Annotated in this window: 23 protein-coding genes; 15 read left to right on the forward strand and 8 right to left on the reverse strand. The window is 71.6% G+C overall.

All coding sequences use genetic code 11. The annotated features are described in order from the left end of the window. Window positions 1-16: 16 nt before the first annotated feature. A complete protein-coding gene (locus L3Q67_RS30970; RefSeq protein WP_499184966.1) occupies window positions 17-463 on the reverse strand; it encodes a hypothetical protein in 447 nt (148 codons plus the stop codon). A 152-nt stretch (window positions 464-615) separates the two neighbouring features. On the opposite strand from L3Q67_RS30970, the gene L3Q67_RS30975 reads away from it, so the two are divergent. Then, a complete protein-coding gene (locus tag L3Q67_RS30975; protein WP_499184967.1) occupies window positions 616-1,563 on the forward strand; it encodes a sigma-70 family RNA polymerase sigma factor in 948 nt (315 codons plus the stop codon). An 11-nt stretch (window positions 1,564-1,574) separates the two neighbouring features. After that, on the forward strand, window positions 1,575-2,081 hold the full coding sequence (locus L3Q67_RS30980; protein ID WP_499184968.1) for a hypothetical protein: 507 nt from the start codon (window positions 1,575-1,577) through the stop codon (window positions 2,079-2,081). 10 nt (window positions 2,082-2,091) lie between these two features. On the opposite strand, the gene L3Q67_RS30985 is transcribed toward L3Q67_RS30980, so the two are convergent. Then, window positions 2,092-2,967 carry a helix-turn-helix transcriptional regulator gene (locus L3Q67_RS30985; RefSeq protein WP_499184969.1) on the reverse strand — a complete coding sequence of 292 codons (876 nt, stop codon included), beginning with the start codon at window positions 2,965-2,967 and terminating at the stop codon, window positions 2,092-2,094. Between the two features lie 127 nt (window positions 2,968-3,094). Between L3Q67_RS30985 and L3Q67_RS30990 the strand changes: the two genes are divergently transcribed. Continuing rightward, on the forward strand, window positions 3,095-3,814 hold the full coding sequence (locus L3Q67_RS30990; RefSeq protein WP_499184970.1) for a type 1 glutamine amidotransferase domain-containing protein: 720 nt from the start codon (window positions 3,095-3,097) through the stop codon (window positions 3,812-3,814). A 13-nt stretch (window positions 3,815-3,827) separates the two neighbouring features. On the opposite strand, the gene L3Q67_RS30995 is transcribed toward L3Q67_RS30990, so the two are convergent. Continuing rightward, window positions 3,828-4,517 carry a TetR/AcrR family transcriptional regulator gene (locus tag L3Q67_RS30995; RefSeq protein WP_499184971.1) on the reverse strand — a complete coding sequence of 230 codons (690 nt, stop codon included), beginning with the start codon at window positions 4,515-4,517 and terminating at the stop codon, window positions 3,828-3,830. A 129-nt stretch (window positions 4,518-4,646) separates the two neighbouring features. On the opposite strand from L3Q67_RS30995, the gene L3Q67_RS31000 reads away from it, so the two are divergent. From L3Q67_RS31000 to L3Q67_RS31020, 5 genes are read left to right on the forward strand one after another with little or no spacing between them, the layout of a single operon-like run. Beyond that, on the forward strand, window positions 4,647-5,804 hold the full coding sequence (locus L3Q67_RS31000) for a lipid-transfer protein (RefSeq protein WP_499191683.1): 1,158 nt from the start codon (window positions 4,647-4,649) through the stop codon (window positions 5,802-5,804). Between the two features lie 33 nt (window positions 5,805-5,837). After that, a complete protein-coding gene (locus L3Q67_RS31005) occupies window positions 5,838-6,269 on the forward strand; it encodes an SRPBCC family protein (RefSeq protein WP_499184972.1) in 432 nt (143 codons plus the stop codon). Continuing rightward, on the forward strand, window positions 6,269-7,114 hold the full coding sequence (locus L3Q67_RS31010; protein ID WP_499184973.1) for a hotdog family protein: 846 nt from the start codon (window positions 6,269-6,271) through the stop codon (window positions 7,112-7,114). The genes L3Q67_RS31005 and L3Q67_RS31010 overlap by 1 nt, the downstream gene beginning before the upstream one ends. A gap of 13 nt (window positions 7,115-7,127) precedes the next feature. Then, window positions 7,128-8,006 carry an SDR family oxidoreductase gene (locus tag L3Q67_RS31015; RefSeq protein WP_499184974.1) on the forward strand — a complete coding sequence of 293 codons (879 nt, stop codon included), beginning with the start codon at window positions 7,128-7,130 and terminating at the stop codon, window positions 8,004-8,006. 14 nt (window positions 8,007-8,020) lie between these two features. Then, window positions 8,021-10,219 (forward strand): acyl-CoA dehydrogenase family protein, encoded by a 2,199-nt coding sequence (locus tag L3Q67_RS31020; RefSeq protein WP_499184975.1) that lies wholly within the window; start codon window positions 8,021-8,023, stop codon window positions 10,217-10,219. A gap of 16 nt (window positions 10,220-10,235) precedes the next feature. Here the strand turns inward: L3Q67_RS31020 and L3Q67_RS31025 are convergent, their stop codons facing one another. Beyond that, window positions 10,236-10,592: an STAS domain-containing protein gene (locus tag L3Q67_RS31025; RefSeq protein WP_499184976.1), complete on the reverse strand. Its 357-nt coding sequence runs from the start codon at window positions 10,590-10,592 to the stop codon at window positions 10,236-10,238. 211 nt (window positions 10,593-10,803) lie between these two features. On the opposite strand from L3Q67_RS31025, the gene L3Q67_RS31030 reads away from it, so the two are divergent. Continuing rightward, window positions 10,804-11,106 (forward strand): hypothetical protein, encoded by a 303-nt coding sequence (locus tag L3Q67_RS31030; RefSeq protein WP_209667505.1) that lies wholly within the window; start codon window positions 10,804-10,806, stop codon window positions 11,104-11,106. A 65-nt stretch (window positions 11,107-11,171) separates the two neighbouring features. On the opposite strand, the gene L3Q67_RS31035 is transcribed toward L3Q67_RS31030, so the two are convergent. Next, window positions 11,172-12,332: a Rossmann-fold NAD(P)-binding domain-containing protein gene (locus L3Q67_RS31035; RefSeq protein WP_499184977.1), complete on the reverse strand. Its 1,161-nt coding sequence runs from the start codon at window positions 12,330-12,332 to the stop codon at window positions 11,172-11,174. A gap of 100 nt (window positions 12,333-12,432) precedes the next feature. Here L3Q67_RS31035 and L3Q67_RS31040 point away from each other — a divergent pair, with 100 nt between their 5' ends. Further along, the gene (locus L3Q67_RS31040) at window positions 12,433-13,035 is read left to right on the forward strand and encodes a TetR/AcrR family transcriptional regulator (protein WP_499184978.1); all 603 of its coding nucleotides are present in this window, start codon (window positions 12,433-12,435) and stop codon (window positions 13,033-13,035) included. A 64-nt stretch (window positions 13,036-13,099) separates the two neighbouring features. Here L3Q67_RS31040 and L3Q67_RS31045 read toward each other — a convergent pair whose 3' ends face one another. Both L3Q67_RS31045 and L3Q67_RS31050 read right to left on the reverse strand, forming a co-directional pair. Beyond that, window positions 13,100-13,420, reverse strand: a complete 321-nt coding sequence (locus L3Q67_RS31045) for an STAS domain-containing protein (RefSeq protein WP_499184979.1) — start codon at window positions 13,418-13,420, stop codon at window positions 13,100-13,102. 149 nt (window positions 13,421-13,569) lie between these two features. Continuing rightward, the gene (locus L3Q67_RS31050; protein ID WP_499184980.1) at window positions 13,570-15,069 is read right to left on the reverse strand and encodes an MFS transporter; all 1,500 of its coding nucleotides are present in this window, start codon (window positions 15,067-15,069) and stop codon (window positions 13,570-13,572) included. Between the two features lie 187 nt (window positions 15,070-15,256). Here L3Q67_RS31050 and L3Q67_RS31055 point away from each other — a divergent pair, with 187 nt between their 5' ends. Next, window positions 15,257-15,793, forward strand: coding sequence for a putative immunity protein (locus L3Q67_RS31055; protein WP_499184981.1), 537 nt, complete (start codon window positions 15,257-15,259; stop codon window positions 15,791-15,793). Here the strand turns inward: L3Q67_RS31055 and L3Q67_RS31060 are convergent. After that, window positions 15,790-16,020, reverse strand: coding sequence for a hypothetical protein (locus L3Q67_RS31060; RefSeq protein ID WP_499184982.1), 231 nt, complete (start codon window positions 16,018-16,020; stop codon window positions 15,790-15,792). The two genes, L3Q67_RS31055 and L3Q67_RS31060, sit on opposite strands and share 4 nt — an antisense overlap. Window positions 16,021-16,175: 155 nt before the next feature. Here L3Q67_RS31060 and L3Q67_RS31065 point away from each other — a divergent pair, with 155 nt between their 5' ends. The 4 genes from L3Q67_RS31065 to gcl all read left to right on the forward strand — a co-directional run bounded on the left by L3Q67_RS31065 (window position 16,176) and on the right by gcl (window position 24,104). After that, window positions 16,176-20,426, forward strand: a complete 4,251-nt coding sequence (locus L3Q67_RS31065; protein ID WP_499184983.1) for a cation-translocating P-type ATPase — start codon at window positions 16,176-16,178, stop codon at window positions 20,424-20,426. A gap of 190 nt (window positions 20,427-20,616) precedes the next feature. Continuing rightward, window positions 20,617-21,399: a hydroxypyruvate isomerase family protein gene (locus L3Q67_RS31070; RefSeq protein ID WP_499184984.1), complete on the forward strand. Its 783-nt coding sequence runs from the start codon at window positions 20,617-20,619 to the stop codon at window positions 21,397-21,399. Between the two features lie 28 nt (window positions 21,400-21,427). After that, window positions 21,428-22,306, forward strand: a complete 879-nt coding sequence (locus L3Q67_RS31075; protein WP_499184985.1) for an NAD(P)-dependent oxidoreductase — start codon at window positions 21,428-21,430, stop codon at window positions 22,304-22,306. A 28-nt stretch (window positions 22,307-22,334) separates the two neighbouring features. Next, entirely contained in the window at window positions 22,335-24,104 is a 1,770-nt protein-coding gene (gcl, locus tag L3Q67_RS31080) for a glyoxylate carboligase (protein WP_499184986.1), read from the forward strand. The last annotated feature ends 55 nt before the right edge of the window (window positions 24,105-24,159 follow it).

Consider the following 24,159-nt stretch of genomic DNA (forward strand, 5'->3'; position numbering starts at 1 on the left):
TCATCCAGCAGCGGGCTCAGCCCGCACGCCCAACCCCGGCGATGTAGGCGTTGGACGGCGGCAGGTAGCTCAGCACCATCGCGACCACGGCCACTCCGCAGCTGAGGTAGCCCGCCCACGACGTCTCGCCGGTGAACAGCGACGCGGCCTGCAGCAGGGTGAGCACGGTGAGCGCCACCCGCGCCCAGTTGCGGCCGGCCTTCAGCTTGAACGACAACCACAGGTAACCGATGACCAGCACCGCCACCACGGCGAGCGCGAATCCTTGCGCCAGCATCACGGCCTGGTCGAGCCGTTCGCCGTTCAGCGTGGGATCGGAGTTCCGCAGGGTCGTCGCGAGTTCGTCCCGCGCGCCCAGGATCAGCAGCCCGCTGGCGATCGCGGTGACGGTGGAGAGCAGGAAGCCGAAGAACGCGAGGACAACGGTGATCGGCGGGGTCGCCCGCCTCGTTTCGGTAGTCATGCCCGGAATCTAGGACCGCCACGCGGGACGCCGCAGGGCGAAGACGCCCGGACTCGTACTTTCGGCCGAGGCGGGACGCGTGCAACCTTTCCGGCGGCCGGGCGCATCAAGGGGGTGTCGGGCGAAGAACGAGCGGAAGTGGGGTGGCGCTGATGGGCGCGGCGCCGGTGGACGCGGGGTTCACCGAATTCGTCAGTACGCGGGTGCCCTGGTTGCGCAAGGTCGCCTACCTGCTCTGCGGGGACTGGCACCGGGCCGACGACCTGGTCCAGACCGCGATCACCAGGCTCTACACGCACTGGCACCGCGCGGCCATGGCCGACAACCTGGACGGCTACGCGCGCCGGACGCTGGTCAACGCCTTCCTGTCCGAGCAGCGGACGTCGTGGCGCCGGCTGGTCGACCTGCGGGGCACCGACCGCGAGCAGCCCGTGCCGGACACGGACCGGGAGGCCGCGCTGGACCTGCGGGCCGCGCTGGACCGGCTGCCACCGCGTCAGCGGGCGACCGTGGTGCTGCGGTACTACGCCGATCTGCCGGTGGCGGAGGTGCCAGGACCTGGGCTGTTCCGAGGGCACGGTCAAGAGCCAGACCGCGAGAGCCGTCGACGCGTTGCGCCTGCTGCTGCCCGCCGAGCCGATCGCCACCCAGGAGGGATGACCATGAGCGAGCACGAACTCACCCTGAAGCTGACCGAACTCGCCGAGGCGCCCGCGCCGCCGGGTGCGCACGTACGTGGTGATCGCCGGGTGTGTCACGGCCGTGGTCGCCGGCGGGGTGGTCGCGGTGTCGGTCCCCGGTGCGCCCGTGCCCGAGGACCGGGTCGCCGGACCGGCACCGGCACCGCCGCCGGCGCTCCCGCCGGTCGATCCGGCGGTGCACCCGCTGGTGGCCAAGGCGGGTTTCGGCTGGTTGCCGGAAGGGATCTTCGGGGTGGAGTACAGCGTGGGCGAGTACGGCACGTCCTCCCTCGCCATCGGACGCGGGGAGAACCCGGCGATGATCTGGCTGACCCTGCACGACCAGGAACCGCCGCTGGACCGCAGCAAGCGAGTGGGGCCGGACGCGACCCGGGTGCCGGTGCGGGTCGCGGGCCGTGACGGGTACTGGGGTGAGCCGCAGCAGTGCCGACCCGCTCAACGGCGGGGACAGTTTCCTGCGCTGGCCGGTCGGGGACGGCCGCTGGCTCGACATCCACGCCTACTACCTCGACGTGCGGGACCCGGAACAGGTGCTGCTGCGGGTGGCCGACGGGGTGACGGTGGGGGACCGGGCGGTGGCGGTGCCGGTGCGCATCAGCGCGCTGCCGGAGAACTTCGAGCTCGCGGACGCGACGCTGGCGCGGCGCCCCGACCGCGGTGGCGGCCCGTGGGAGCTGGATCTGCGGTACTCGGTGAACGGCGCGAACGTGTCCATCAAGGTGACCACGGCGGGCGGGCGCCCGCCCAAACAGGACGACCCGGTCTGCACCGAGGACAAGGGGCTCACCGCGTGCGTCACCGTCGACCGCCCGGTGGCCGCCGATCTCGGCGCGATCGGCGGCGCGGAAGGCCTGCTGGATCGGATGACCCTGCTCGGACCCGACGAGAGCGCCTGGAGCACCAGGATGATCGGCTGAGGCACCCCGGTCACCGCGCTGGCCGGGTGCCTCCACTGTCCACACCGGACGCGGTCCAGCCGGCGAGCAGATCCATGGCCTGCCGTGACGGGGAACCGGCCTCAGTGGTGTAGAGGAACAGGGTGGTGTCGGGATCACCGGGCGGGGTCAGGGTTTCGTAGTCGACGGTCAGCTCCCCGACGAGGGGGTGGCGCAGCCGTTTCGCGCCGTGGGTGCGCTGGTGGACCCGGTGCTCTTCCCACCACCGCCGGAATTCGGGGCTGCGCTCGCCCAGTTCCGCGATCAGTTCGGCGGTGGCGCGGTCACCGGGGTCGCGGCCCGCTTCGAACCGGAGGCTCTCGACCGCGGCCCTGGCCTGGTCCGGCCAGTCGGCGAACAGCGACCGGGCGTCCTCGTCGAGGAACATCCAGCGCGCGTAGTTGCGCTGGGTCGCCGGCATCCGGTCGAAGTCGGTGAACAGCGCCTTCGCCATCCGGTTCGAGGCCAGGACGTCGGTGCGGCGGCCCAGGATGAGCGCCGGTTCGCCGTCGAGGGCGTCGAGGAGCTGATAGAGCCCGGGACGCACGCGCTGCACACCCCGGGCTCCGCGCCGAGCCCGCGCCGCCGCCAGGCCGATGAGGTCCTCCAGGTGGGCGCGTCCTGCGTCGTCGAGCCCGAGGGCGCGGCCGATCGCCTGCAGCACGGCGGCGGAGGGCATGATGCGCCGCCCCTGTTCGAGCCGGGCGTAGTAGTCGGTGGACACCCCGGCCAGCCGCGCGACCTCTTCCCGGCGCAGGCCGGGCACGCGGCGCACCCGGCCGTCCGGGGGGAGTCCCGCCCGCGCCGGGTCGACCTGGGCACGCGCCCGCCGCAGGAAATCGGCGAGTTCCCGGTTGGTGTCGGCCATGGCGCCCATTGTCCCCGAAGCCGGTCACCGGTACCTGGACCTCCGAGTCCTAGGTTGCCGCGTCCGAGGTCCTGCAGGGCGCGAGACGAGCCTCCGCGAGGGCTTCCGGAGGACCACGCTGGACCTCGTGGAACACTCCGGAAAGGACAACTCCGTGCGCAAGATCCTGATCGTCATGTCCGCCGCCGATACCTGGGAGCGGACCGACGGCTCGTCCTACCCGACCGGGTACTGGGCCGAGGAACTCGCCGCCCCGCACCAGAAGTTCGTCGAGGCCGGGTTCACCGTCGACTTCGCCTCACCCGGCGGCGTGCTGCAGCCGCTCGACCGGCACAGCGCCGACCCGGCGGTCGCCGGAGCGGACTGCGGTCGCTACGTCGAGCACGCCGAGAAGGCGCTGCGGGAATTCGGGCCCCTGCTCAAGCTCGGCGAAATCGACATCGACGACTACGCCGCGGTGGTGCTGCTCGGCGGGCACGGCCCGGTGGTCGACCTCCACCAGGATGCCGACCTCGGCCGCCTGCTCACCGCGGCGGACGCGGCGGGCAAGCCCATCGGCGCGGTCTGCCACGGCCCGGCGGCGCTGCTGTCCGCTGTGGACTCCGAAGGCCGGTGGCTGTTCGCCGGGCGGGAGATGGCGGCGTTCACCGACGAGGAGGAGCGGTTGTTCGGCACCGCGGAAGGCGCGCCGTGGCTGCTCGCCGGCCGGCTGCGGGAGTGGGGTGCCAAGCACTCCGGTGGACCGGCCTACCAGCCGTTCACCCTTCGCGACGGGAACCTGTTCACCGGGCAGAACCCCGCGTCGAGCGCGCCGATGGCCGAAGCCGTGATCGCCGCGGTCGGCTGAGCGCCCCGGCCGGTCAGCCGAGCATCTCGCTGACCGGCCGGTCCGGGTCCAGCTCGACCCCGGAGGCCCGCAGGTTGCTGTCGAGGATCGCCCAGGTCGAGCGGGTGAGGAACTCGGTGAACTCGGTGGTGCTCAGCGTGGCCCGCTTGTCGGCGAGCCAGCGGTTGACCGCCGCGTCGACGAACCCGACAATGCCGAAGGCGATCGACGCGGCGAGGCCGGTGTCCTTCCCGGCGGGGGTGAGCGCGGCGGCGAACAGGTCGGCTGCCTGGTGAGCGATCGCCGCCTTCGTGCCGACGACCACGCCCGAACCCCCGCCGGCGGGGCGCGCCCCGGTGCCGAGGAAGGCGTGCAGCCGGGGGTGCCGCTCGATCCAGCCGAGGTAGGTGGTGACCGCGCGGCGGATCGCCTGGGTGGCGGTGCCGTCCGGGCGCAGGGTGGGTGCGAGCTCGGCCATCAGCGACTCGACGATCCGGGTGCGGATCTGCTCGTCGAGGTCCGCGCGGTCCTTGAAGTGGCGGTAGACCACCGAGCGCGGCACGCCCACCTGTTCGGCGATCTGCTTGACCCCGACGCCGGGTCCCTCCCGCTCGATCGCGCCGACCGCGGCGTCCAGCACCTCCAGCCTGCGCTGTGCCTTGTGCGCGTCCCAGCGGGTCGACCGCCCGTCGACCCCGTCCGGGGTGTTCGCGGATTCGAGCATCTCCGCAGCGTACTTCTCGCGAGTTGCCTGCGACACCTTGTCGCAGGCAATTATCTGCGGCATGCTGTCGCAGTAACTTCGAGCGAGGAGGCGCCGGTGGGCGGCAGGGCGTATGTGATCGGCGTCGGCATGACCAAGTTCGAGAAACCGGGCAGCCGGGACTGGGACTACCCGGACATGGCGCGGGAGGCGGGCACGAACGCGCTGGCCGACGCCGGGATCGACTACGAGCGCGTCGAACAGGCGTACGTGGGCTACGTCTACGGCGAGTCGACCTCCGGGCAGCGCGCGGTCTACGAACTCGGGCTGACCGGCATCCCGGTGGTCAACGTGAACAACAACTGCTCGACCGGCTCGACGGCGTTGTTCCTGGCCGTCCAGGCGGTGCGCAGCGGCAGCGCCGAGTGCGCGCTCGCGCTCGGCTTCGAGAAGATGCAGCCCGGCTCACTGGGGTCCACCTACGAGGACCGCGAGCAGCCGATGATGAAGCACCTGCTGGCGCTGGCCGAACTGCAGGAGTTCGCGATGCCGCCCGCGCCCTACATGTTCGGCGCCGCGGGCCGCGAGCACAGGGAGAAGTACGGCACCACCGCCGAGCAGTTCGCCAAGATCGCGGTGAAGAACCACCGGCACTCGGTGAACAACCCGTACGCGCAGTTCCGCGACGAGTACACACTGGACGAGATCCTCGCCGCGAAGACGATCTACGACCCGCTGACGAAACTGCAGTGCTCGCCGACCTCCGACGGGTCCGGCGCCGCGATCATCGCCAGCGAGTCGTTCGTGGAGGCACACGGGCTGGCCGCGCAGGCGATCGAGATCGCCGGGCAGGCCATGGTGACCGACCTGCGCAGCACCTTCGAAGACAAGAGCGCGATCAGCCTGGTGGGCGCGAAGATGACCAGCGCCGCGGCGAACCGGGTGTACGAGCAGGCGGGCATCGGCCCCGAGGACGTCGACGTCATCGAACTGCACGATTGCTTCTCCACCAACGAGTTGCTCACCTACGAAGCACTCGGCCTGTGCGCCGAAGGCGAGGGCGGCAAGCTCGTCGACGCCGGCGACACCACCTATGGCGGCCGCTGGGTGGTCAACCCCTCCGGCGGGCTCATCTCGAAGGGGCACCCGCTCGGCGCCACCGGGCTGGCGCAGTGCGCCGAACTGACCTGGCAGCTGCGCGGCACGGCCGGTGCGCGCCAGGTCGAGGGCGCCGGGATCGCCCTCCAGCACAACATCGGCCTCGGCGGCGCCGCAGTGGTGACCGCCTACCGCCCGGCGGACCGCTGAGCCGCCGGGAAGAACCGAAGGAGAGAAACGACGATGACCAAGGTCAACGTGTCCGTGGAACTGCCGTGCACCCCGGAGAAGGCGTGGGCGACGGTGTCCGACCTCAGCCGCTTCGAGGAGTGGCTGACCATCCACCAGAAGTGGAGCGGTGAGCTCCCGGCGGAGATCCGGCAGGGCAGCAAGGTCACCGAGGTGGTCTCGGTGATGGGCATGGCCAATAAGATCGAGTGGACCGTCGAGGAGTACGACGCGCCGAACTCGCTGAAGATCAGCGGGACCGGGATGGCCGGGGTGAAGGTGTCGTTCACGCTGACCGTGCAGCCCAAGGGCGACGGCAGCGAGGCCGACATCGACGCCGAGTTCACCGGGCAGATGATCGTCGGCCCGATCGGCGCGGCGGTGGGCAAGAGCACCAAGGGCGAACTGGAGCAGTCCGTGGCGAAACTCGCCGAACTGGTGAGCTGATGACCGCCCCGCGGTTCGACCCGGCCGGGATCGGGGTGTGGACCGAGCCCGCCACCTTCGAGGTCACCGCCGAGCGGATCAGCCAGTACGCCGAAGCGACCAACGACCCGATCGCGCGGCACCGGGACGGCTCCGTGGCGCCGCCGGTGTTCGCGATCGTGCCGGTGTTCGACTCGCTGGTGCCCGCGGCGTTGTCGGTGGCGCCGGTCGACCTGCTTTCCCGGCTGCTGCACGGGGAACAGGACTTCCGGTTCCACCGGCCGATCCGGCCCGGCGACGTGCTGACCTCGCGGGCCAGGCCGATCGGCTTCACCGGCAGGCCGAACGGCACCGCCGTCGCCGTGCGCACCGAAACCCGGGACGCGCACGGCGAATTGGTCAACGAGCAGTGGATGACGGCGTTCTTCCGCAAGGCCGACGCCGGTACCTCGGTCGGTGAGGCGGCGCCGCCGCACCGGTTCGACGAGTCGCTGCGGGAAACCGAGCCGGTCGCCGAAGTCGTCGCGCACGTCGACGAGGACCAGACCCTCCGCTACGGGCCCGCCGCGGGCGACCCGATGCCCATCCACCTCGACGACGAGCTGGCCAGGATGTCCGGGCTGCCCGGGATCATCGCGCACGGCTTGTGCACGATGGCCTTCACCTCGTGGGCGGTGCTCACCGAGCTCGCCGAGTCCGATGTGGACAGACTGCGGCGGCTGGCGGTGCGGTTCGCCAAGCCGGTGCGGCCCGGGCAGGACCTGACCACCCGGATCTGGCGGGCGGGCAGCGGTTCCTGGGCTTATGAGACCACAGTGGACGGTGAGCCGGTCGTCAAGGACGGCCTGGCCGAGCTGAACCGCTAGAAGGGAACGGGACATGGGAGTACTCGACGGGCGGGTGGCGGTGGTCACCGGCGCGGGACGCGGGATCGGCCGGGAGCACGCCCTGCTCTTCGCCGCGGAAGGCGCTTCGGTGGTGGTCAACGACCTCGGCGGCGCCAACGACGGCAGCGGTTCGGACGCCGGGCCCGCGCAGCAGGTCGTGGACGAGATCACCGCCACGGGCGGCCGGGCGGTGGCCAGCACGGACGACGTGGCCGACTGGGACGGTGCGAAGGCGCTGATCGACACCGCGGTCGAGCGGTTCGGCGGGCTCGACGTGCTGGTCAACAACGCGGGCATCCTGCGGGACGCGTTCCTCGCCGGAATGGACGAGGCGCACTGGGACGCGGTGATCTCGGTGCACCTCAAGGGCCACTTCGCGCCGTTGCGCCACGCCGCGGCGTACTGGAAGGCCAGGGCCAAGGCGGGGGAGCCGGTGACCGCCTCGGTGATCAACACCGCGTCGGCGTCCGGCACCTTCATGCCCAACGCGGGCCAGGCGAACTACGGCGCGGCGAAGGCGGGCATCGCGGCGCTGACCCTGGTCGCCGCGCAGGAACTCGAGCGGTACGGGGTGCGGGTGAACGCCATCGCGCCGGTCGCGCGCACCCGGCTGACGCTGGCCACGCCCGGCATGGGGGCGCTGTTCGCCCAAGAGGTGCCCGAGGGCGAGTTCGACGCCTTCAGCCCGGCCAACATCGCGCCGCTGGTGGCCTACCTCGGCACGGAGAAGTGCCCGTTCACCGGGCGCGTGTTCGCCGTGCAGGGCGGCGCGATCTTCGAACTGGAGGGCTGGCGCGGCGGGCGCACGGTGGAGACCGACGGCCCGTGGACGGTGTCCGGCATCGACGAGAAACTGGCCGACTGGGCCTGAAACGGAGCACGATCATGACCGGTTACCAGCTCGGTCTCGGCCTGACCGAGGAGCACACCGCGCTCGCCGACTCGGTCCGCCGGTTCACCGAGCGGCACCTCACCCCGGCCGTGCTCCGCGCCGCCGTGGACGCGAAAGCCGAGAGCCTGCCGCCGTTCTGGGCCGAACTGGCCGGGCAGGGACTGCTCGGGCTGCACGTGCCCGAGGAACACGGCGGCCAGGGCGCGGGCCTGCTTGAGCTGGCGGTCGCGCTGGAGGCGCTCGGGCGGGCCGCGCACCCCGGACCGTTGTTGCCGACGACGCTGGCCTCCGCCCTCCTGGTCGCCGCCGACGCCAAGGTGGGCGCCGAGTTGCTGCCCGGCCTCGCCGACGGGTCCCGCGTGGGCGCGGTCGGCCTGGCCGATCCCTTGTCAGGGGTGGATTCCGGGGACGGGGTGACGGTGTCCGGGGAGACCGTCGGCGTGCTCGGAGGAGCGGTGGCCGACGTTCTGCTGCTACCCGCCCGGATCGGCGACGACCTGCGCTGGGTCGTGCTGGACCGGGAGGAACTGACCGTCCGCGAGCAGGACAGCCTGGACGTGGTGCGCCGCAGCGCGCAGGTCGAGGCGGACGGCGTGGTGGTGCCCGCCGGGCGGGTGCTGGACGCGCTCACCGCCGAACGGGTCCGGTCCATCGCCGCCGTGCTCCTCGGTGCCGACGCGGTCGGGGTCGCCTCCTGGTGCACGAGCACGGCTGCCGAGTACGCCGCGGTGCGGGTCCAGTTCGGCAGGCCGATCGGGCAGTTCCAGGGGGTCAAGCACAAGTGCGCCGGGATGGGCATCGAGTTGGAACGCGCCAGGGCCGCGGTGTGGGACGCGGCCAGGGCACTCGACGCCGGTGAGGAAACCGCCGGCTTCGCCGCCGCGGTGGCCGCCGTCGTCGCCCCGGACGCCGCCGTGCGCTGCGGTGCCGACTGCATCCAGGTGCTCGGCGGCATCGGGTTCACCTGGGAACATGACGCGCACCTGTACTACCGGCGTGCGCTGACCCTGCGTGCCCTGCTCGGCCGCAGTACCGAGTGGACGGAGGCGGTGGCCCGGCGGGCACTGGACGGCGTCGCCCGCGCCCCCCGGATCGACCTGCCCGAGGGCAGTGAGCGGATCCGGGCGGGGGTCCGCCGGGAACTGGCCGGGATCGCCGCGCTCTCCCCGGACGACCAGCTGGTCGCGCTCGGCGACGGCGGGTGGGTGCAGCCGTACCTGCCGCGCCCGTACGGCCGGGGCGCCGATCCGCTGGAGCAGGTGGTGATCAGCGAGGAGATCAAGCATGCCGGGATCCAGCTGCCCGAACTGCTGATGGGCGGCTGGGCGGTCCCGCCCATCGTCGCCTACGGCACCGAGGAGCAGAAGCAGCGCGTGGTCGTGCCCACGCTGCGCGGTGAAGTCGTGTGGTGCCAGCTGTTCTCCGAACCCGGCGCGGGTTCCGACCTCGCCTCGCTGAGCACCAGGGCCGAACGCGCCGACGGTGGCTGGAAGATCAACGGGCAGAAGATCTGGACCACCGTGGCGCAGTTCTCGCAGTGGGCGATGCTGATCGCCCGCACCGACCCGGACGCGCCCAAGCACCGGGGGATCACCTACTTCATCCTGGACATGACCACGCCCGGGGTGGCCGTCCGGCCGCTGCGCGAGGCGACCGGCTCGGCGTTGTTCAACGAAGTGTTCCTGGACGACGTGTTCATCCCCGACGATTGCGTGGTCGGCGAGGTGAACGACGGCTGGACCGTCGCGCGGGCCACGCTGTCCAGCGAACGGGTCGCACTGGGCCGCGGCAACGCCTCCTACCCGACGCTGGCGGACCTGCTGCGCTTCGCCGGCGGCCGGGACCTGGACGCGGTCGCCCGCCACCGCGTCGGCGAGTTCGTCTGCGAGAACCAGGTGCTCGACCTGCTCGGCGCCCGCACGGTGCTCAAGCAGCTCTCCGGTGCCGATGTCAGTACCACCTCCAGCGTCAGCAAGTTCCTCAGCATGCGGTTCGGCCAGCAGATCGCCGAGTTCTGCCTCGCCGAACTGGGGGTGGCCGGAGCCGTGCCGGTGCGGGGCGAACCCAGCGACCGGTGGATGGAGCAGGTGCTCGCCTGCCGCGCGATGACCATCTACGGCGGGACGACCGAGGTGCAGCTCAACGTGATCGGGGAGCGGATGCTGGGCCTTCCCCGTGATGTGGACAGCTGAGTCCAGGCCGGTCGGATCACCGCGCCCGGACGGCTTCGCCCCGGGTGCCGAAGATCGGGAAAACGCTGTCGAGGCGGGTCAACCGCAACGGGTGCAGCACGGCGTACTGATCGGCGACGAGCCGCACCCCGGCCGGTTCGGCGCGCTGCTGGAAGCCGGTGAGCACGGCCAGGCCGGAGGAACCGAGGAACGGCACCGCGGTGAGGTCGATGACCACCGCTTCCGGTTCGTCCTCCAGCACACCCCGCAGGGCCTCCGCCAAATCGGGAGCCGTCGCTATGTCGATTTCACCGGCCACGGTGACCACGGTGACCGTGCCGATCCGCTCCACGACCGTCCGCAGCGGTCGGTCGTCGTGCGCCGGCGAATCCATGGGGCAAGTTTGCCCGGCGGGCCCGGTGTGCTCAAGCCACGTGCGGTATCCGCGGCGATTGTCCGTTTGCCGGTGGCCGCACGGGGTAGTCCGATTGTGGTTGCGTGAGGCGATTGGGAGGGCCGTGGCTATGCGTTTGTGCGCGTTCAGCGTGGCTGGTGGCACTGGGTCGCGACGCGGTCGGGAGGCCGTCGGGAGAGTCCGCGAAGCGGTGCGTGACGTGATGCGGGGTTGCCGGGAAGCGGTGGTGGTGGATGCCGTGCTGCTGGCCGACGAACTGGTCACCGACGTGCTCCGCGCGGGCAGCGGATTGCGTGGTGTGTGGCTCACCCGTGAGAACGATCAGGGCCAGCTGTCGATCGAGGTGGACTACCTCACCGATGCCGCCTCCACGGCTTCCCGCCCCGACGAAGAGGCTTGGGTCGGCCGATGGCTGCTGGAACGCCTCGCCGGCGTCTGGGGCGTCCGCGCCACCGGCCCGGTCCACACCACCTGGGCCCGCCTGCGCTGGTAGTCCGCGTTTGTCCACTGTGTACTAGGCCCGCGCGGGACCGGTGGACTGCCCAGGGCGAGAATGTCTCAGCGGTTCGCGCGCTCGATCGACCGCCGGATCAGGCCGCTGACGCCGGGCAGCCGGATGGCCCGCATCATCACCTCGCGCCCCCAGATCTCCGCCTTCCCGGATGGCGCGAACTGGCTGATGCCCTTGCGGGCCAACGCCTGCCGCTTGGTGACCTCGGGCCGCAGGCTCGCTTCCCACTCGGCCAGCGCCGCCGGGACGTCGGTGTGCTGGTCCAAAAAGGACCCGAGGCGATCGGCGCCCGCGAGGGCGAGTGCGGCGCCGTAGCCGGCGAACAACGTGACACACCAGGCCGAATCGCCCAGCAGCACGACCCGGCCGCGGCTCCACTTCTCCTGCACCACCTGGCACACGGAATCGAAGTAGGCGCCCGCCGGGGCGGCTTCGAGCTGCAGGAGGGCGTCCGGCACGCCGCCGCCCAGATCGCCGAAGGCCCGCGAAAGCGCGGCTACCGGTCCCAGTGCGAGTTCGGCCTCGGGGTCGTCGGTGCGGTAGGTGAAGAAGGCCGACGACCGGTCCGGGCCCAGGTTGATCACCGCCGCCGTCCGCCCCACGCCGATGAACGTGGTGCCCGCGCCTTCCGGCACGTCCGCCGGGACCCGGTCGAGCGGGAAGGCCCCGACCATGTGCCGAAGGTCCACCCGGGAATCCGTGTCGAAGAGGAGCCCGCGGACCCCGGAATGCAGCCCGTCCGCGCCGACAAGCAGGTCGGCGCGCTCGGAAGTGCCGTCGCTGAGCGAAATCCGCACCTCGTCGTCGTCCTGGGTGAATTCCCGGACCGTGGTGCCGAACCGGATTTCGACGGCCGAACGGACCTCCTCGTACAACACGGACTCCAGGTCACCGCGGAACACCGTGAGCATCCGCGGCCCCACCGCCGCCTGCGCGACCGCCGCCGGAACGGTGAACTTCTCGCGTCCGTCGGCCTTGACCAGTATCGAGGTGAACGCCCCCAGATCGCGGGCCGCCAGCGCCGGCAGCAGCCCCAGTTCTTCCGCCGCGTCGTAGCCGACGCCGAGGAGGTTCACCATGTACCCGCTGCTGCGGCGCCCCGGTGCTCGCTCCACCACGAGCACGTCCCGGCCCGCCCGGTGCAGCCGCAATGCCGCCGCCAGCCCGGCGATCCCCGCGCCGACGACCACCACTCGCCCGTTTCCCACCACTGTTCTCCTGCACGCCGATCTGGAATGAGCAAGTGCTCAAACACAGTATGAGCACTTGCTCATTCTTCGCGCAACCCCCGGCGGTAGACTCGGCCGCGTGCCCCGAGGTGTCGCGATTCCCGAGGTCCGGCAGCAACTGTTCGCCGCGGTCGAGCAGGTGGTGGTCCGCGACGGCCCCGGGAAGCTCAGCGGCCGGGCGATCACCGGTGAGGCCGGCGTCGCGACCGGCCTGCTGTACGCGCACTTCACCGACTTCGACGACTTCCTGGCCGCCTACGCCGTCGACCGCAGCTTCCTGATTTCCGCCGCCGCGGCCACACTCCCCGAGCGGGCGGGCACCGGCAGCATCACCGCGAACCTCGGCGACGCCCTGCTGTCCACCCCGCCCACGACGCTGTTGACGCTGACCAGGCTCATCGTGTCCCGGCCGCAGTTGCCCGGCCTCGTCCGTGCGGTCCTCGGTGACCGGACGGCCGGACTGGAAGCCGTCGAAAAGGCGGTCGCCGCTTACCTCGCCGAAGAACAGCGGCTCGGCAGGCTCGCCGCAGCTGTTGACCCCGCCGCGCTGGCGCTCGCGCTCGTCGGGGTGCTCCAGCGCGTCACCCTCACCGGCGCTCCCGAAGACGAGGTCCGGGCAAGCGTGAAGTCGGTGATCACCGCTCTGCTCACCTCGCTCGGCGGGGGCGTCCAGCCGCGCTGAGCCGCCCCCGGGCGGAAGGCGTGCCGGTGTCGCTGCGCCCCCGCACACACCTGTCAGTGAAAGCTCAGGGCGCGTCCACGATGGTGAAGACCCGGTCGAGTCCGGTGAGGCGGATCGGGTTGAGCACCACGCGCGTGGTGCAGACCAGCCGGAGCTGCTGCCCGTCGCGGTGGCACTGGCTGGCGATCTCCACCAGCGCGGCGAGACCCGCCGAGTTCAGGAAGGTGACCTTCGTCAGGTCGACGACCAGGTCGAGGTCCTCCCCGGCTTCTCTCGCGGCCGTCACCGACTCCTTGAGTCTCACCACGGTTCTGGTGTCGATCTCGCCTTCCACGGTGACGACGAGCTTGGCCGGGGTGTGCTTCCATCGCACCGCGAGACTCACGATCGCTCCTGTACCTCGATGACATCGGTCAACACCGAGGGTAACCGAGCTCGAACGTGCGGTGCCGGATGTGTGACGACCGGACGACTGGCCGGGCCCGCCGGTCGTGAGGACCGGCGGGCTGTGGTCGGTGAGGTCGGCGCGGGTCACTACGACTGGGCACTGACCAGTTCGCGTTCCGGCTTGCGGCGCAGGGCGGTCATGCCGACCACGGCGAACGCCACCACGATGACCGCGCTGATCGCGGCAACCAGGTGCACGCCGCTGGTGAACGCCTCCCGTGCACCGGCCAGCAGCGACTCCTGGCCGAGCGCGACCGCACCGGCGAGGCTTTCGCCTGCTTCGGCGGGGGTGCCCGCCGGGAAGTCGGTGCCGGACCGGTAGACGGCCGTGCCGATGCTGCCGAAGACCGCGATCCCCATGGCGATGCCGAATTCCGCGGTGGTCTCCGACATGGCCGACGCCGCGCCCGCCTTCCTGGGCGGCACCGAGCTGATCACCATCTCCGTGCACAGCACGCCCTGCGGGCCCATCCCGAACGCCGCCACCGCCATGCCGAGCACCACCAGCGGGAGCCCGTTGTCCGCGCCGACCTGGGTGAACAGCAGAATCCCGCCGGCGGCGACCAGCATGCCGAAGCCGAGCACGAACTCCGGCCGGAACCGGCGGGCGAGCTTCGGCGCGATCAGCGACCCGGCGACCACCGCACCGGCCTGCGGCAGCAGCGCGAAACCGGCCTGGACCGCCGAAAGCCCTTCGACCAGCTGGAGGTACTGGTTGACCAGCAGGAACACCCCGCCCATGGTGAGCGCGCCGACCAGCATGACGCCCAGTGCCGCGCTGAACTTCCGGTTGCGGAACAGGGTCAGGTCCAGCATGGGGTGCTCCAGCACCCGCTGCCGCCGCACGAACAGCACAGCGACCGCGACACCGGCGGCCAGCGCGGCGAGGCTGCGCGGGTCCGGGCCGTCGCCGGCCAGCTCCTTCAGCGCGAAGACGATCGGCAGGACCGCGCCCAGCCACAGCGCGACGCTGACCAGGTCCAGCCTGCCCGCCTGCTCGTCGCGGTACTCCGGCAGCAGCTTCGGCGCCGTGATGAGCAGCAGCACCATGACCGGGACGGCCATCAGGAACACCGTGCCCCAGTGCGCGAACTCCAGCAGCACCCCGCCGACCACCGGGCCGATGACCATGCCACCCATGAAGCAGCTCATCCACACCGCGATCGCCGTGCCGCGTTGCCGGGGATCGGAGAACATGTTGCTGATCAGGGCCAGTGTGGAGGGCATGAGCGTGGCACCGGCGACGCCGAGTGCCGCGCGTGCCGCGATCAGCATCTCGGGACTGGTGGCGAAGGCCGCGGCGATCGACGCCACGCCGAACGCGGCCCCGCCGATCATCAGCAGCTTCCGCCTGCCGATCCGGTCGCCGAGCGTGCCCATGGTGACCAGGAAACCGGCGATCATGAAGCCGTAGATGTCGATGATCCACAGCAGTTCGCCCCCGCTGGGGTGCAGATCGGCGGCCAGGTACGGCACCGCGAGGTGCAGCACGCTCATGTCGAGTGACAGGAGCAGCGTCGGCAGCGCCAGCACGGCCAGCCCGATCCATTCCCGCCGTCCGGCTCGCGTGGTCGTCTGGGTGTCCATGGTTCCCGTCCTCATTTCGTCGCCTTACCAACTCGACGAACGGGAACGCCCGGAACCGACACGAAAACGGAGATCTTTTCCGAGGCAAGAGATCTTCGCCCCACGCCGGTTGAGGGTTTGGTCCTGCTGAGCTGACGGTGGCCGCTGAGAAGTGCCAACCGGGCTTTCAACGATACGGTTGACCGGTATGACCGCGACCATCGAACTCAGCCTGGCCGAATTGCGCGAAGTCACCGGCTATGCCGTGGCCTGCGCGGCGCCCGCACTGGCGATCTTCGAACGGGCACGTCCCGAGGACGACCGCCCGCGCACCGCGATCGACGCCGCGCGGGCTTTCGCGGACGGGGCGAAGCGAACCAAGTCGATCCGCGACAGCGCGTGGGCGGCGCAACGGGCGTACCAGGAAACGCGCGACGCGGGCCAGGCCGCGGCGAGCGAAGCCGCACGAGCGGCCCTCGCCGCGGCCAGCGCCGCTTTCCTGCACCCACTGGCGAAAGCGACGCAGGTCGTGCACATCCTGGGATCCGCCGCCCACGCCGCGCGAGCCTTCGAACTGGACGCGGGCGACGACTCGGGCGCCGACTACCTCGTCAAAGCCCAGGGCTTGGCCGATCCCGTCGTGGTCACCGTCCTCATGCGATACCCCGAGGCTCCGAGCGGGCGTGGCCGCGTAGGCGAACTACTGCGAACACTCGACACCTCGCTGCGAATCTCAGCGACCTAGTCGGCAGGTCCGCGCAGCGTCAGGACGACGCGCAACACGTGCTCGACCGCGGACGGGAACACGGCCCCACGCAACTCGCCGCGCGCGGCGAGGGTGTGGCCGGCGAAGTCCAGCATCCGCTCTTCGCCCAACCGGCGAACCAGGAGAGCGGCGACTTCTTCGAGGTCGAGGTCGGGGTGGTCCAAGCGCGTCAGCGCGAATTCGACGATCAGTTGCTCGTCTGTCACCTCACCCAGCTTAGTCCCGGCGAGCCCGTCAAGTGTATAACGCCCTATTCAGTGCGGCTTTGACGCAACTGTTCACCCGGTCGGGGTGCGCTCGTTTGGCGCACGACCAGCGGGGGAACGCCGCAGCCTGTCCTGGTCGGCTGGTGGAGGTGGGCGTGCTCAAGGGTTTGCTGGGGGCATCGAAGACCGGGATGATCCTCGCGTTGACCGGGCCTGTCCTGGTCACGCGGCAGGCGAAGAAGGCCGTCGGCGCGATCCGCCCGCTGGTCGGCGAGCTGACGGCGGGCGCGGCCGGAACCGCCACCGAGGTGGCCGGGATGACGACCCGCACCACCGTGCGGACGGCGCGCGTCTTGCGCAACGCCGCGGGTGCGCGCACGGCGGTGTGGCGTGCGGGACGGCGACTGCACGTGCCGCTGCGGCCGGGTGAGAACGCCACCCGTCCCGACGGGGCCGCCTTCGCCGACGAGGTAGCCGAGCACGAAGACGTCGTCGCGGCGTACTGGGACGGCGGGCTGGGCAGCGTGGTCGTCTACCTCGCCGAGAACACCGGCCATGGCAGCCTTCTCGTTTGGATCCACGCGCACTGCGAGCGGCACGAACTGGTCCCGGCCGAGCCGGGGGACTGCGCCCCGGCGCATCCCGGCGACACCTACGGCGTGCGGACGGCGGCTTTGGCGCTGGGGATGGACATCGCCGGGCTGGCCGTGTCGGTGGGGTCGCGTGCGGTGCGCACCGGCCGGGTGCACGAGGGCTTGCGGGCGGCGGTGTCCGCGGCCAGGGAGCACCCGGCCGTCCGCGCGGCGCTGGACGAACGGTTCGGCTGGTACACCGCGGAACTGACGCGGTCCGGGGTGTCCGCGGCGGTGCGGGGACTGAGCCAGGACCCGGTCGAGCTGGCCTTGGACGCGCTCCTGCGCACGGGACAGCTCGCCGAGGCGATCGCCCGCCTCACCGCGTTCGACGCCGTGCACGACGAGTTCTGCTCCCCGGAGCGGCCCAGCCTCGGCGTGACGCCTCCGCCGCGGCGGGTCCGGGCGCCCATGGAGGACTACGCCCAGAACGCGGTCGGCGGCGGGTTGCTGGCGGCCCTGGTCGATCTGGTGGTGCGCCGGAACATCCGGGAGGCCGCGCAGGCGATGCTCGCGGCGTCCCCGATGCCCGCCCGGTACGCCGACACCGCCTTCCACACGGCGATGGGCACCGCGTTCGCCCGTGAAGGGGTGCTCGTCCGCGACCCGGACCGGCTCAAGGCACTGAACACTGTGGACACCGTGGTACTGCAAGTCGAGGCGCTGCAAGGGGAAGACGGGCTGGACCCGCACGCCGAAGCCGTGCTGGACGCGGCCCGGCGGGCCGAGGCGCGGGTGGTCATCGCGGGCCGCGACGCCCGCGAGCGGCTGGGCGAATTCGCCACGCTCGCGGACGACGTCGTGACGACCGGCGCGGGTGAGACGTTCGCGGATCTGGTGACGCGATTGCAGGACGAAGGCCGGGTCGTGCTCACCGCCGGCCGCCCGGCGCCGCGGTGCCTGCCGAGTTCCGAGGACGTGGTGGGCCTGCTCGCCGGCGACCTCTGCGTCGCGCTCGCCGACCGGGACGCCCCGGTGCTGTGGGGTGCGGACCTGATCGTTCCCCGCGGCCTGCCCGGCGTGTGGCGGGTGCTGCGGATGGCGGCCGCCGCCCGCGCGAACAGCAGGCGCGCCACCCGGGTGGCCACCGCGGGTGCCCTGATCGGCGGGCTGCTGCTGATGTCCCGTCGCCGCCGGGGTGGCCGCGGCCGCCTGGATCCGGTCACCCTCGGCGGGCTGACCGGGATGACGATGGGCTGGCTCACCGCGCTGCGGGTGGCCGCCGCCCGCCTGCCCGCCGGACGCGCCCGGGTGGCCTGGCACGAACTCACCGCCGACGAGGTGGTCCGGCGCCTGGCCGCCTGCACCGGCACACCGACGCCGTGGGACCTGACCGTCCGGCGGGTGCGTTCGGTGGCCGAAGCGGTGGCCCGGCACCCGGCGGCGGCACCGGTGCGTTTCGGGACGGGATGGGCCACCGACGTCGTCGCCGAGCTGAACGATCCGCTGACGCCGGTGCTGGCGCTGGGCGCGGCGGCCTCCGCCGTGGTCGGCTCGCCGGTGGACGCGCTGCTGGTGGCCGCGGCGATGGGGCTCAACGCCGTGGTGGGCGGTACCCAGCAGTTCCGCGGTCACCGCGCGCTGGCCAAGCTGAAGGAGGGGGAGCGGCAGCGAGCGCGCAAGGTCGGCGACGGCGTGGTCGACGCGCGAGCGCTGAAACTCGGCGACCGGATCGAACTGCGGGTCGGCGACGTGGTCCCCGCCGACGCGCGCCTGCTCACCGCCGCCGATCTCGAGGTCGACGAATCCGCGCTGACCGGGGAATCGCTGCCGGTCGCGAAACAGCTCGACCCGGTGCCGGGGGCGCCGCTGGCCGAGCGCAGCTGCCTGGTCTTCGCCGGCACCACGGTGGTCACCGGCGAATGCACGGCGGTGGTCGTGGCGGTCGGCACCGAGACGGTGGCCGGACGGGCGGTCGAGCTGGCCACCCGGACCGCGGCCGCGGTCGGCATCCAGGCCCGGCTGCAGGACCTCACCCGCCGCGCCCTGCCGCTGACGATGCTCGGCGGTGCCCTGGTCACCGGGCTGTCCGCGATCCGCGGCCGCCCGATGCGCCGCGCGCTCGCCGGCGGGGTGGCGATCGCCGTCGCCGCGGTGCCCGAGGGCCTGCCGCTGGTGGCCACGGTGGCGCAGCGGGCGGCGGCCCGGCGGCTGTCCGGCCGGGGCATCCTCGTGCGTGCGCCGCGGACGCTGGAAGCGCTGGGGCACCTGGATGTCGTGTGCTTCGACAAGACCGGCACGCTGACCGAGAACAAGCTGCGGGTGGTCGCCACCACCGGGCCCGACGGCGAACGGCGGGAACCCGGCGAAGACGATCCGGTGCTGCGGGCCGCGGCCAGAGCGTGCCCCGGCTCGCTCGACGATCCGCACGTCCGGGTCCACGCCACCGACCACGCCGTGCTGGACTCGGCTGGCCTGGACCCCGAGTGGTCCGAAGTGGACGGACAGCCGTTCGAAGCGAACCGCGGCTTCTCGGCCGCGGTCGGCCACGACCGGAGCGGCGAAACCACGCTGGTGGTCAAGGGTGCCCCGGAGGTCGTCCTGCCCGCGTGCGCCGGGGCGGACGAACTGGCCAAGGCCGGGGAAGCGTTGGCGCACAAGGGTTTGCGTGTGCTGGCGATGGCGGCGCGGAAGGTCGGGGACGACGCCGCGAACGTGCTCGACGGTGACGATGACAGCGTGCTGTCGAACTTGGAGTTCCTCGGTTTCGTCGGGCTGGCCGACAGCCTGCGGGCCACCGCCGAACCGCTGGTCAGTGGGCTCCGCTCGGCCGGGGTCGCCCCGGTGATGCTCACCGGCGACCACCCCGACACCGCGCTCGCCATCGCGACCTCGCTCGGCTGGCCCGCCGACACCCGGGTCATCACCGGGCACGAACTCGCCGAACTCGACCGCGACGGCCGCGCGCGGCTGCTGGCCGATGCCGGGGTGATCGCCCGCGTCGCGCCGGAACAGAAACTCCAGGTCGTCGAGGCGCTGCGCGAGGCTGGACGGGTGACCGCGATGGTCGGCGACGGCGCCAACGACGCGGCGGCCATCCGCGCCGCGGACGTCGGCATCGGCGTGCGGGCCCGGTCCTCGACCGCCGCGCGCACCGCGGCCGACATCGCGCTGACCGACGAGGACCTGACCGTCCTGCTGGAGGCGGTGGCGGAAGGCCGTGCGCTGTGGCGCAGCGTTTCCGACGCGGTGGTCATCCTGGTCGGCGGCAACGCCGGGGAGATCGGCTTTTCGGTGCTGGGCACGCTGCTTTCCGGTGATTCACCGCTGGGTACGCGGCAACTGCTGCTGGTCAACCTGCTGACCGACCTGTTCCCGGCGATGGCGGTGGCGGTCACCCGCCCGGACGAGAACGGCATCGGCGGCGACGGCCCGGCCGGTCTCGGTGAGCGGTTGTCGGGCGACATCACCGCTCGCGGCGTGACCACCGGCGTCGGGGCGACTGCGGCGTGGCTGATCGGCCGGTTCACCTCCGGTTCCGTGCGCCGCACCAGCACCATGGCGTTGTGCGGACTGGTCGGCACCCAGCTGGTGCAGACGCTGAGTGGGCGGCGGCGCAGTCCGCTGGTGGTCGGCACCGCGGTCGGCTCGGCGCTCGTGCTGGCCGCGATCGTGCAGACGCCGGGACTCAGCCAGTTCTTCGGCTGTACCCCGCTCGGGCCGCTCGCCTGGGCCGGGGTCGGTGCGGGCGTCACGACCGGGGCCGCGACCTCCCTGCTGCCGATTTGGCGGCCGTCCGCGGAATCGGCCGATGACCAGGCCGATCGCGGGTAACGCGGTCTGATCGACGACGGTACTTCCCCTGGCTTGTGCGCTGGTCCGCGCGCGGGAGATTCCGCCGAGGGCCTCGACGTGTGCTGAAGCGGCAGCTACTATTTCGCTAGGCAGTATAAGTATTCCACCATGCGAAATCAAGCGCTGTTTCTGGTTGCCGTCCGAGGTCTCGGCTGAAGGGGAAGTACCGATGAAGCACGGGTTGTCCTACACCGTGAACTGCTCGATCCTGCGCACCGAGCTGCCCCTGCTGGAACGTCCGGCGGCGGCCAGGTCCGCCGGTTTCGACGCGGTCGAGTTCTGGTGGCCGTTCGCCGAGGCGGTCCCGGCGGATGCCGAAGTCGACGCCTTCGTCAAGGCGATCGAGGACGCCGGGGTGCGGCTCACCGGCCTGAACCTCGCCGCCGGTGACATGCCCGCCGGGGATCGTGGTCTCGTCTCCTGGCCTGGCCGGGAAAAGGAGCTGCGGGACAACCTCGACGTGGTGGCCGGGATCGGCGAGCGGCTCGGCTGCCGCACGTTCAACGCTCTGTACGGCAACCGGATCGACGGTGTGGCGCCGGAACTCCAGGACGAAATCGCTGTCGCGAACCTCGTGCACGCGGCGAAGGTGGTCGGTGCCATCGGCGGCCGGATCGTCGTCGAGCCGGTGAGCGGGATCGAGGCGTACCCGCTCAAAACCGCAGCCGACGCCGTCGAGGTGATCGACAAGGTCGCTGCCGACAACGTGTTGCTGCTCGCGGATTTCTACCACCTGGCGGTCAATGGCGACGACGTCCCGGCGGTCATTTCCGCGCACGCCGGGCGGGTCGGCCACGTGCAGATCGCGGACGCGCCGGGCCGGGGCGCGCCGGGCACCGGAGAGCTGCCGCTGGACGACTGGCTCGGCGCGATCGAAGCCGCGGGCTATTCCGGGCTGGTCGGCCTGGAGTACAAGGCCACCGGCGACCCGTTCGCCTGGCTGCGGCGCTGACTGTCCACAGAGGTCTGGAAGGAGAGGCATGAGCGAGCAGCGCACGGTCGCGGTGGTCGGCCTCGGCATCATGGGCGGCCCGATGGCCGCCAACCTGGTCAGGGCCGGGCACGACGTGATCGGCTTCAACCGGAGCAAGGAGAAGGTCGACGCGCTCGTCGCGCGGGGCGGCCGGGGCGCCGGGAGCGTGGCCGAGGCGGTGACCGGCGCCGACGTGGTGCTCACCATGCTGCCCGACTCCCCGGACGTCGAGGACGTGGCCGGGGAACTCCTCGAGCACGCCCGTCGGGGCAGCCTGTGGATCGACGCGAGCACCATCCGGCCCGATGTCGCGGCCCGGCTCAACGGGGCCGCCACCGAACGCGGGATCCGGATGGTCGACGCCCCGGTGTCCGGGGGCGAGGCGGGGGCCGTCGAAGGCAGCCTGTCGATCATGGTCGGCGGCACGGCGGAGGACGTCGAAGCCGCGCGGCCCGTGCTCGACGCGGTCGGCTCGACCGTCGTCCACGTGGGACCCGCCGGCTCGGGCCAGACCGTCAAGGCCGCCAACCAGCTGATCGTGGCGGGCACCATCGAACTGGTCGCGGAAGCGCTGGTCTTCCTCGACGCGCACGGGGTCGACGCCGAGGCGGCGGTCCAGGTGCTGGCCGGTGGGCTGGCGGGCAACCGGATCCTCGACCGCAAGGCCGCCGGGATGATCGCCGGCGACTACACCCCGGGTTTCCGGGTCGACCTGCACCACAAGGACCTCGGCATCGTGACCTCGGCCGCGCGCGAAGCCGGGGTGGCCATCCCGCTCGGCGCGGTGGTGGCCCAGCTGATGGGTGCCCTGCGTGCCCGTGGCCACGGCTCGCTCGACCACTCGGCGCTGCGGTTGCTCGTCGAAGAACTGTCCGGCCTCAAGTGATCCCGTCCGTCCCAAGAGGAGAGACGCCATGGCACGCATGCAAGCCGTCGACGCCGCGGTCCTGATCCTGGAGCGGGAGGGCGCCACCCAGGCGTTCGGCCTGCCCGGTGCGGCCATCAACCCGTTCTACTCCGCGATGCGCGACCACGGCGGGATCCGGCACGTGCTGGCGCGCCACGTCGAAGGCGCGGCGCACATGGCCGAGGGCTACACCCGGGCGCGGGCGGGCAACATCGGCATCTGCGTCGGGACTTCCGGCCCCGCGGGCACCGACATGATCACCGGGCTGTACTCGGCGTGGGCCGATTCCACGCCGATCCTGTGCATCACCGGCCAGGCGCCGGTGGCCAAACTGCACAAGGAGGACTTCCAGGCGGTCGACATCGCCTCGATCGCGGCGACGGTCACCAAGGCGGCCACCACGGTGCTTGAGCCCGCGCAGGTGCCCGGAACCTTCCAACAGGCGTTCCACCTGATGCGGTCCGGGCGGCCGGGCCCGGTACTGGTCGACCTCCCGCTCGACGTCCAGCTCGCCGAAATCGAGTTCGACATCGACACCTACGAACCGCTGCCGGTGCACAAACCGGTCGCGACGCGGGCGCAGGCCGAGAAGATCCTGGACCTGCTGGTCACCGCGGAGCGTCCGCTGATCGTCGCGGGCGGCGGGATCATCAACGCCGACGCCTGCGAAGAACTGGTCGAACTGGCCGAACTGCTCGACGTGCCGGTGATCCCGACGCTGATGGGCTGGGGTTCGATCCCGGACGACCACCGCCTGATGGCGGGCATGGCCGGGCTGCAGACGGCGCACCGCTACGGCAACGCGACGATGCTGGCCTCGGATTTCGTGCTGGGCATCGGGAACCGCTGGGCGAACCGGCACACCGGTGGTCTGGACACCTACACCGCGGGCCGCCGGTTCGTGCACGTGGACATCGAGCCGACGCAGATCGGGCGGGTGTTCGCGCCGGACTACGGCGTCGTGTCGGATGCCAAGGCCGCTCTGCTGCAACTGCTGGCGGCGGCCCGCGAACGCCGCGCGGCCGGAAGCCTGCCGTCGTGGGCCGACTGGGTCGGTGCCTGCGGCGACCGCAAGCGCACCCTGCACCGCCGCAACGACTTCGAAGACGTGCCGATCAAACCGCAGCGGGTGTACCGCGAGATGAACGCCGTGTTCGGGCGCGACGTCCGGTACGTGTCCACGATCGGGCTCTCGCAGATCGCCGGTGGGCAGTTCCTGCGCGTCTACCACCCGCGGCACTGGATCAACTGCGGGCAGGCAGGCCCGCTGGGGTGGACGGTGCCCGCCACTCTCGGCGTGTGCGTCGCCGAGCCGGACGCCACCGTGGTCGCGCTGTCCGGGGACTACGACTTCCAGTTCATGATCGAGGAACTGGCGGTCGGGGCGCAGTTCAACCTGCCCTACATCCACGTGCTGGTGAACAATTCCTATCTGGGACTGATCCGCCAGGCCCAGCGCGCCTTCGACATGGATTACCACGTCGACCTCGCCTTCGACAACATCAACTCACCGGAGCTGGGCGGATACGGGGTCGACCACGTGAAGGTCGCGGAAGGCTTGGGCTGCAAGGCCATCCGGGTGCATGAGCCGGAGTTCATCGCGGATGCTCTCGAGGAAGCGGCCAAGTTGATGGCCGAGCATCGGGTGCCGGTGGTGGTGGAGATCATCCTGGAGCGGGTGACGAATATCGCTATGGGGCAGAATTTGGATGGGATCGTGGAGTTCGAAGAATTGGCGGAAGGGGTAGAGGTGGCGCAGCCGGTGGGGCTGGATTGACCATCCCGTTTTTCTAGTGTGACTACGGCGGTGTTCCCTTTGTCAAGGCTGGAAA

Origin of the sequence: Saccharothrix sp. AJ9571, assembly GCF_021725495.1 — a bacterium.
GTDB classification, from domain to species: domain Bacteria; phylum Actinomycetota; class Actinomycetes; order Mycobacteriales; family Pseudonocardiaceae; genus Amycolatopsis; species Amycolatopsis magusensis.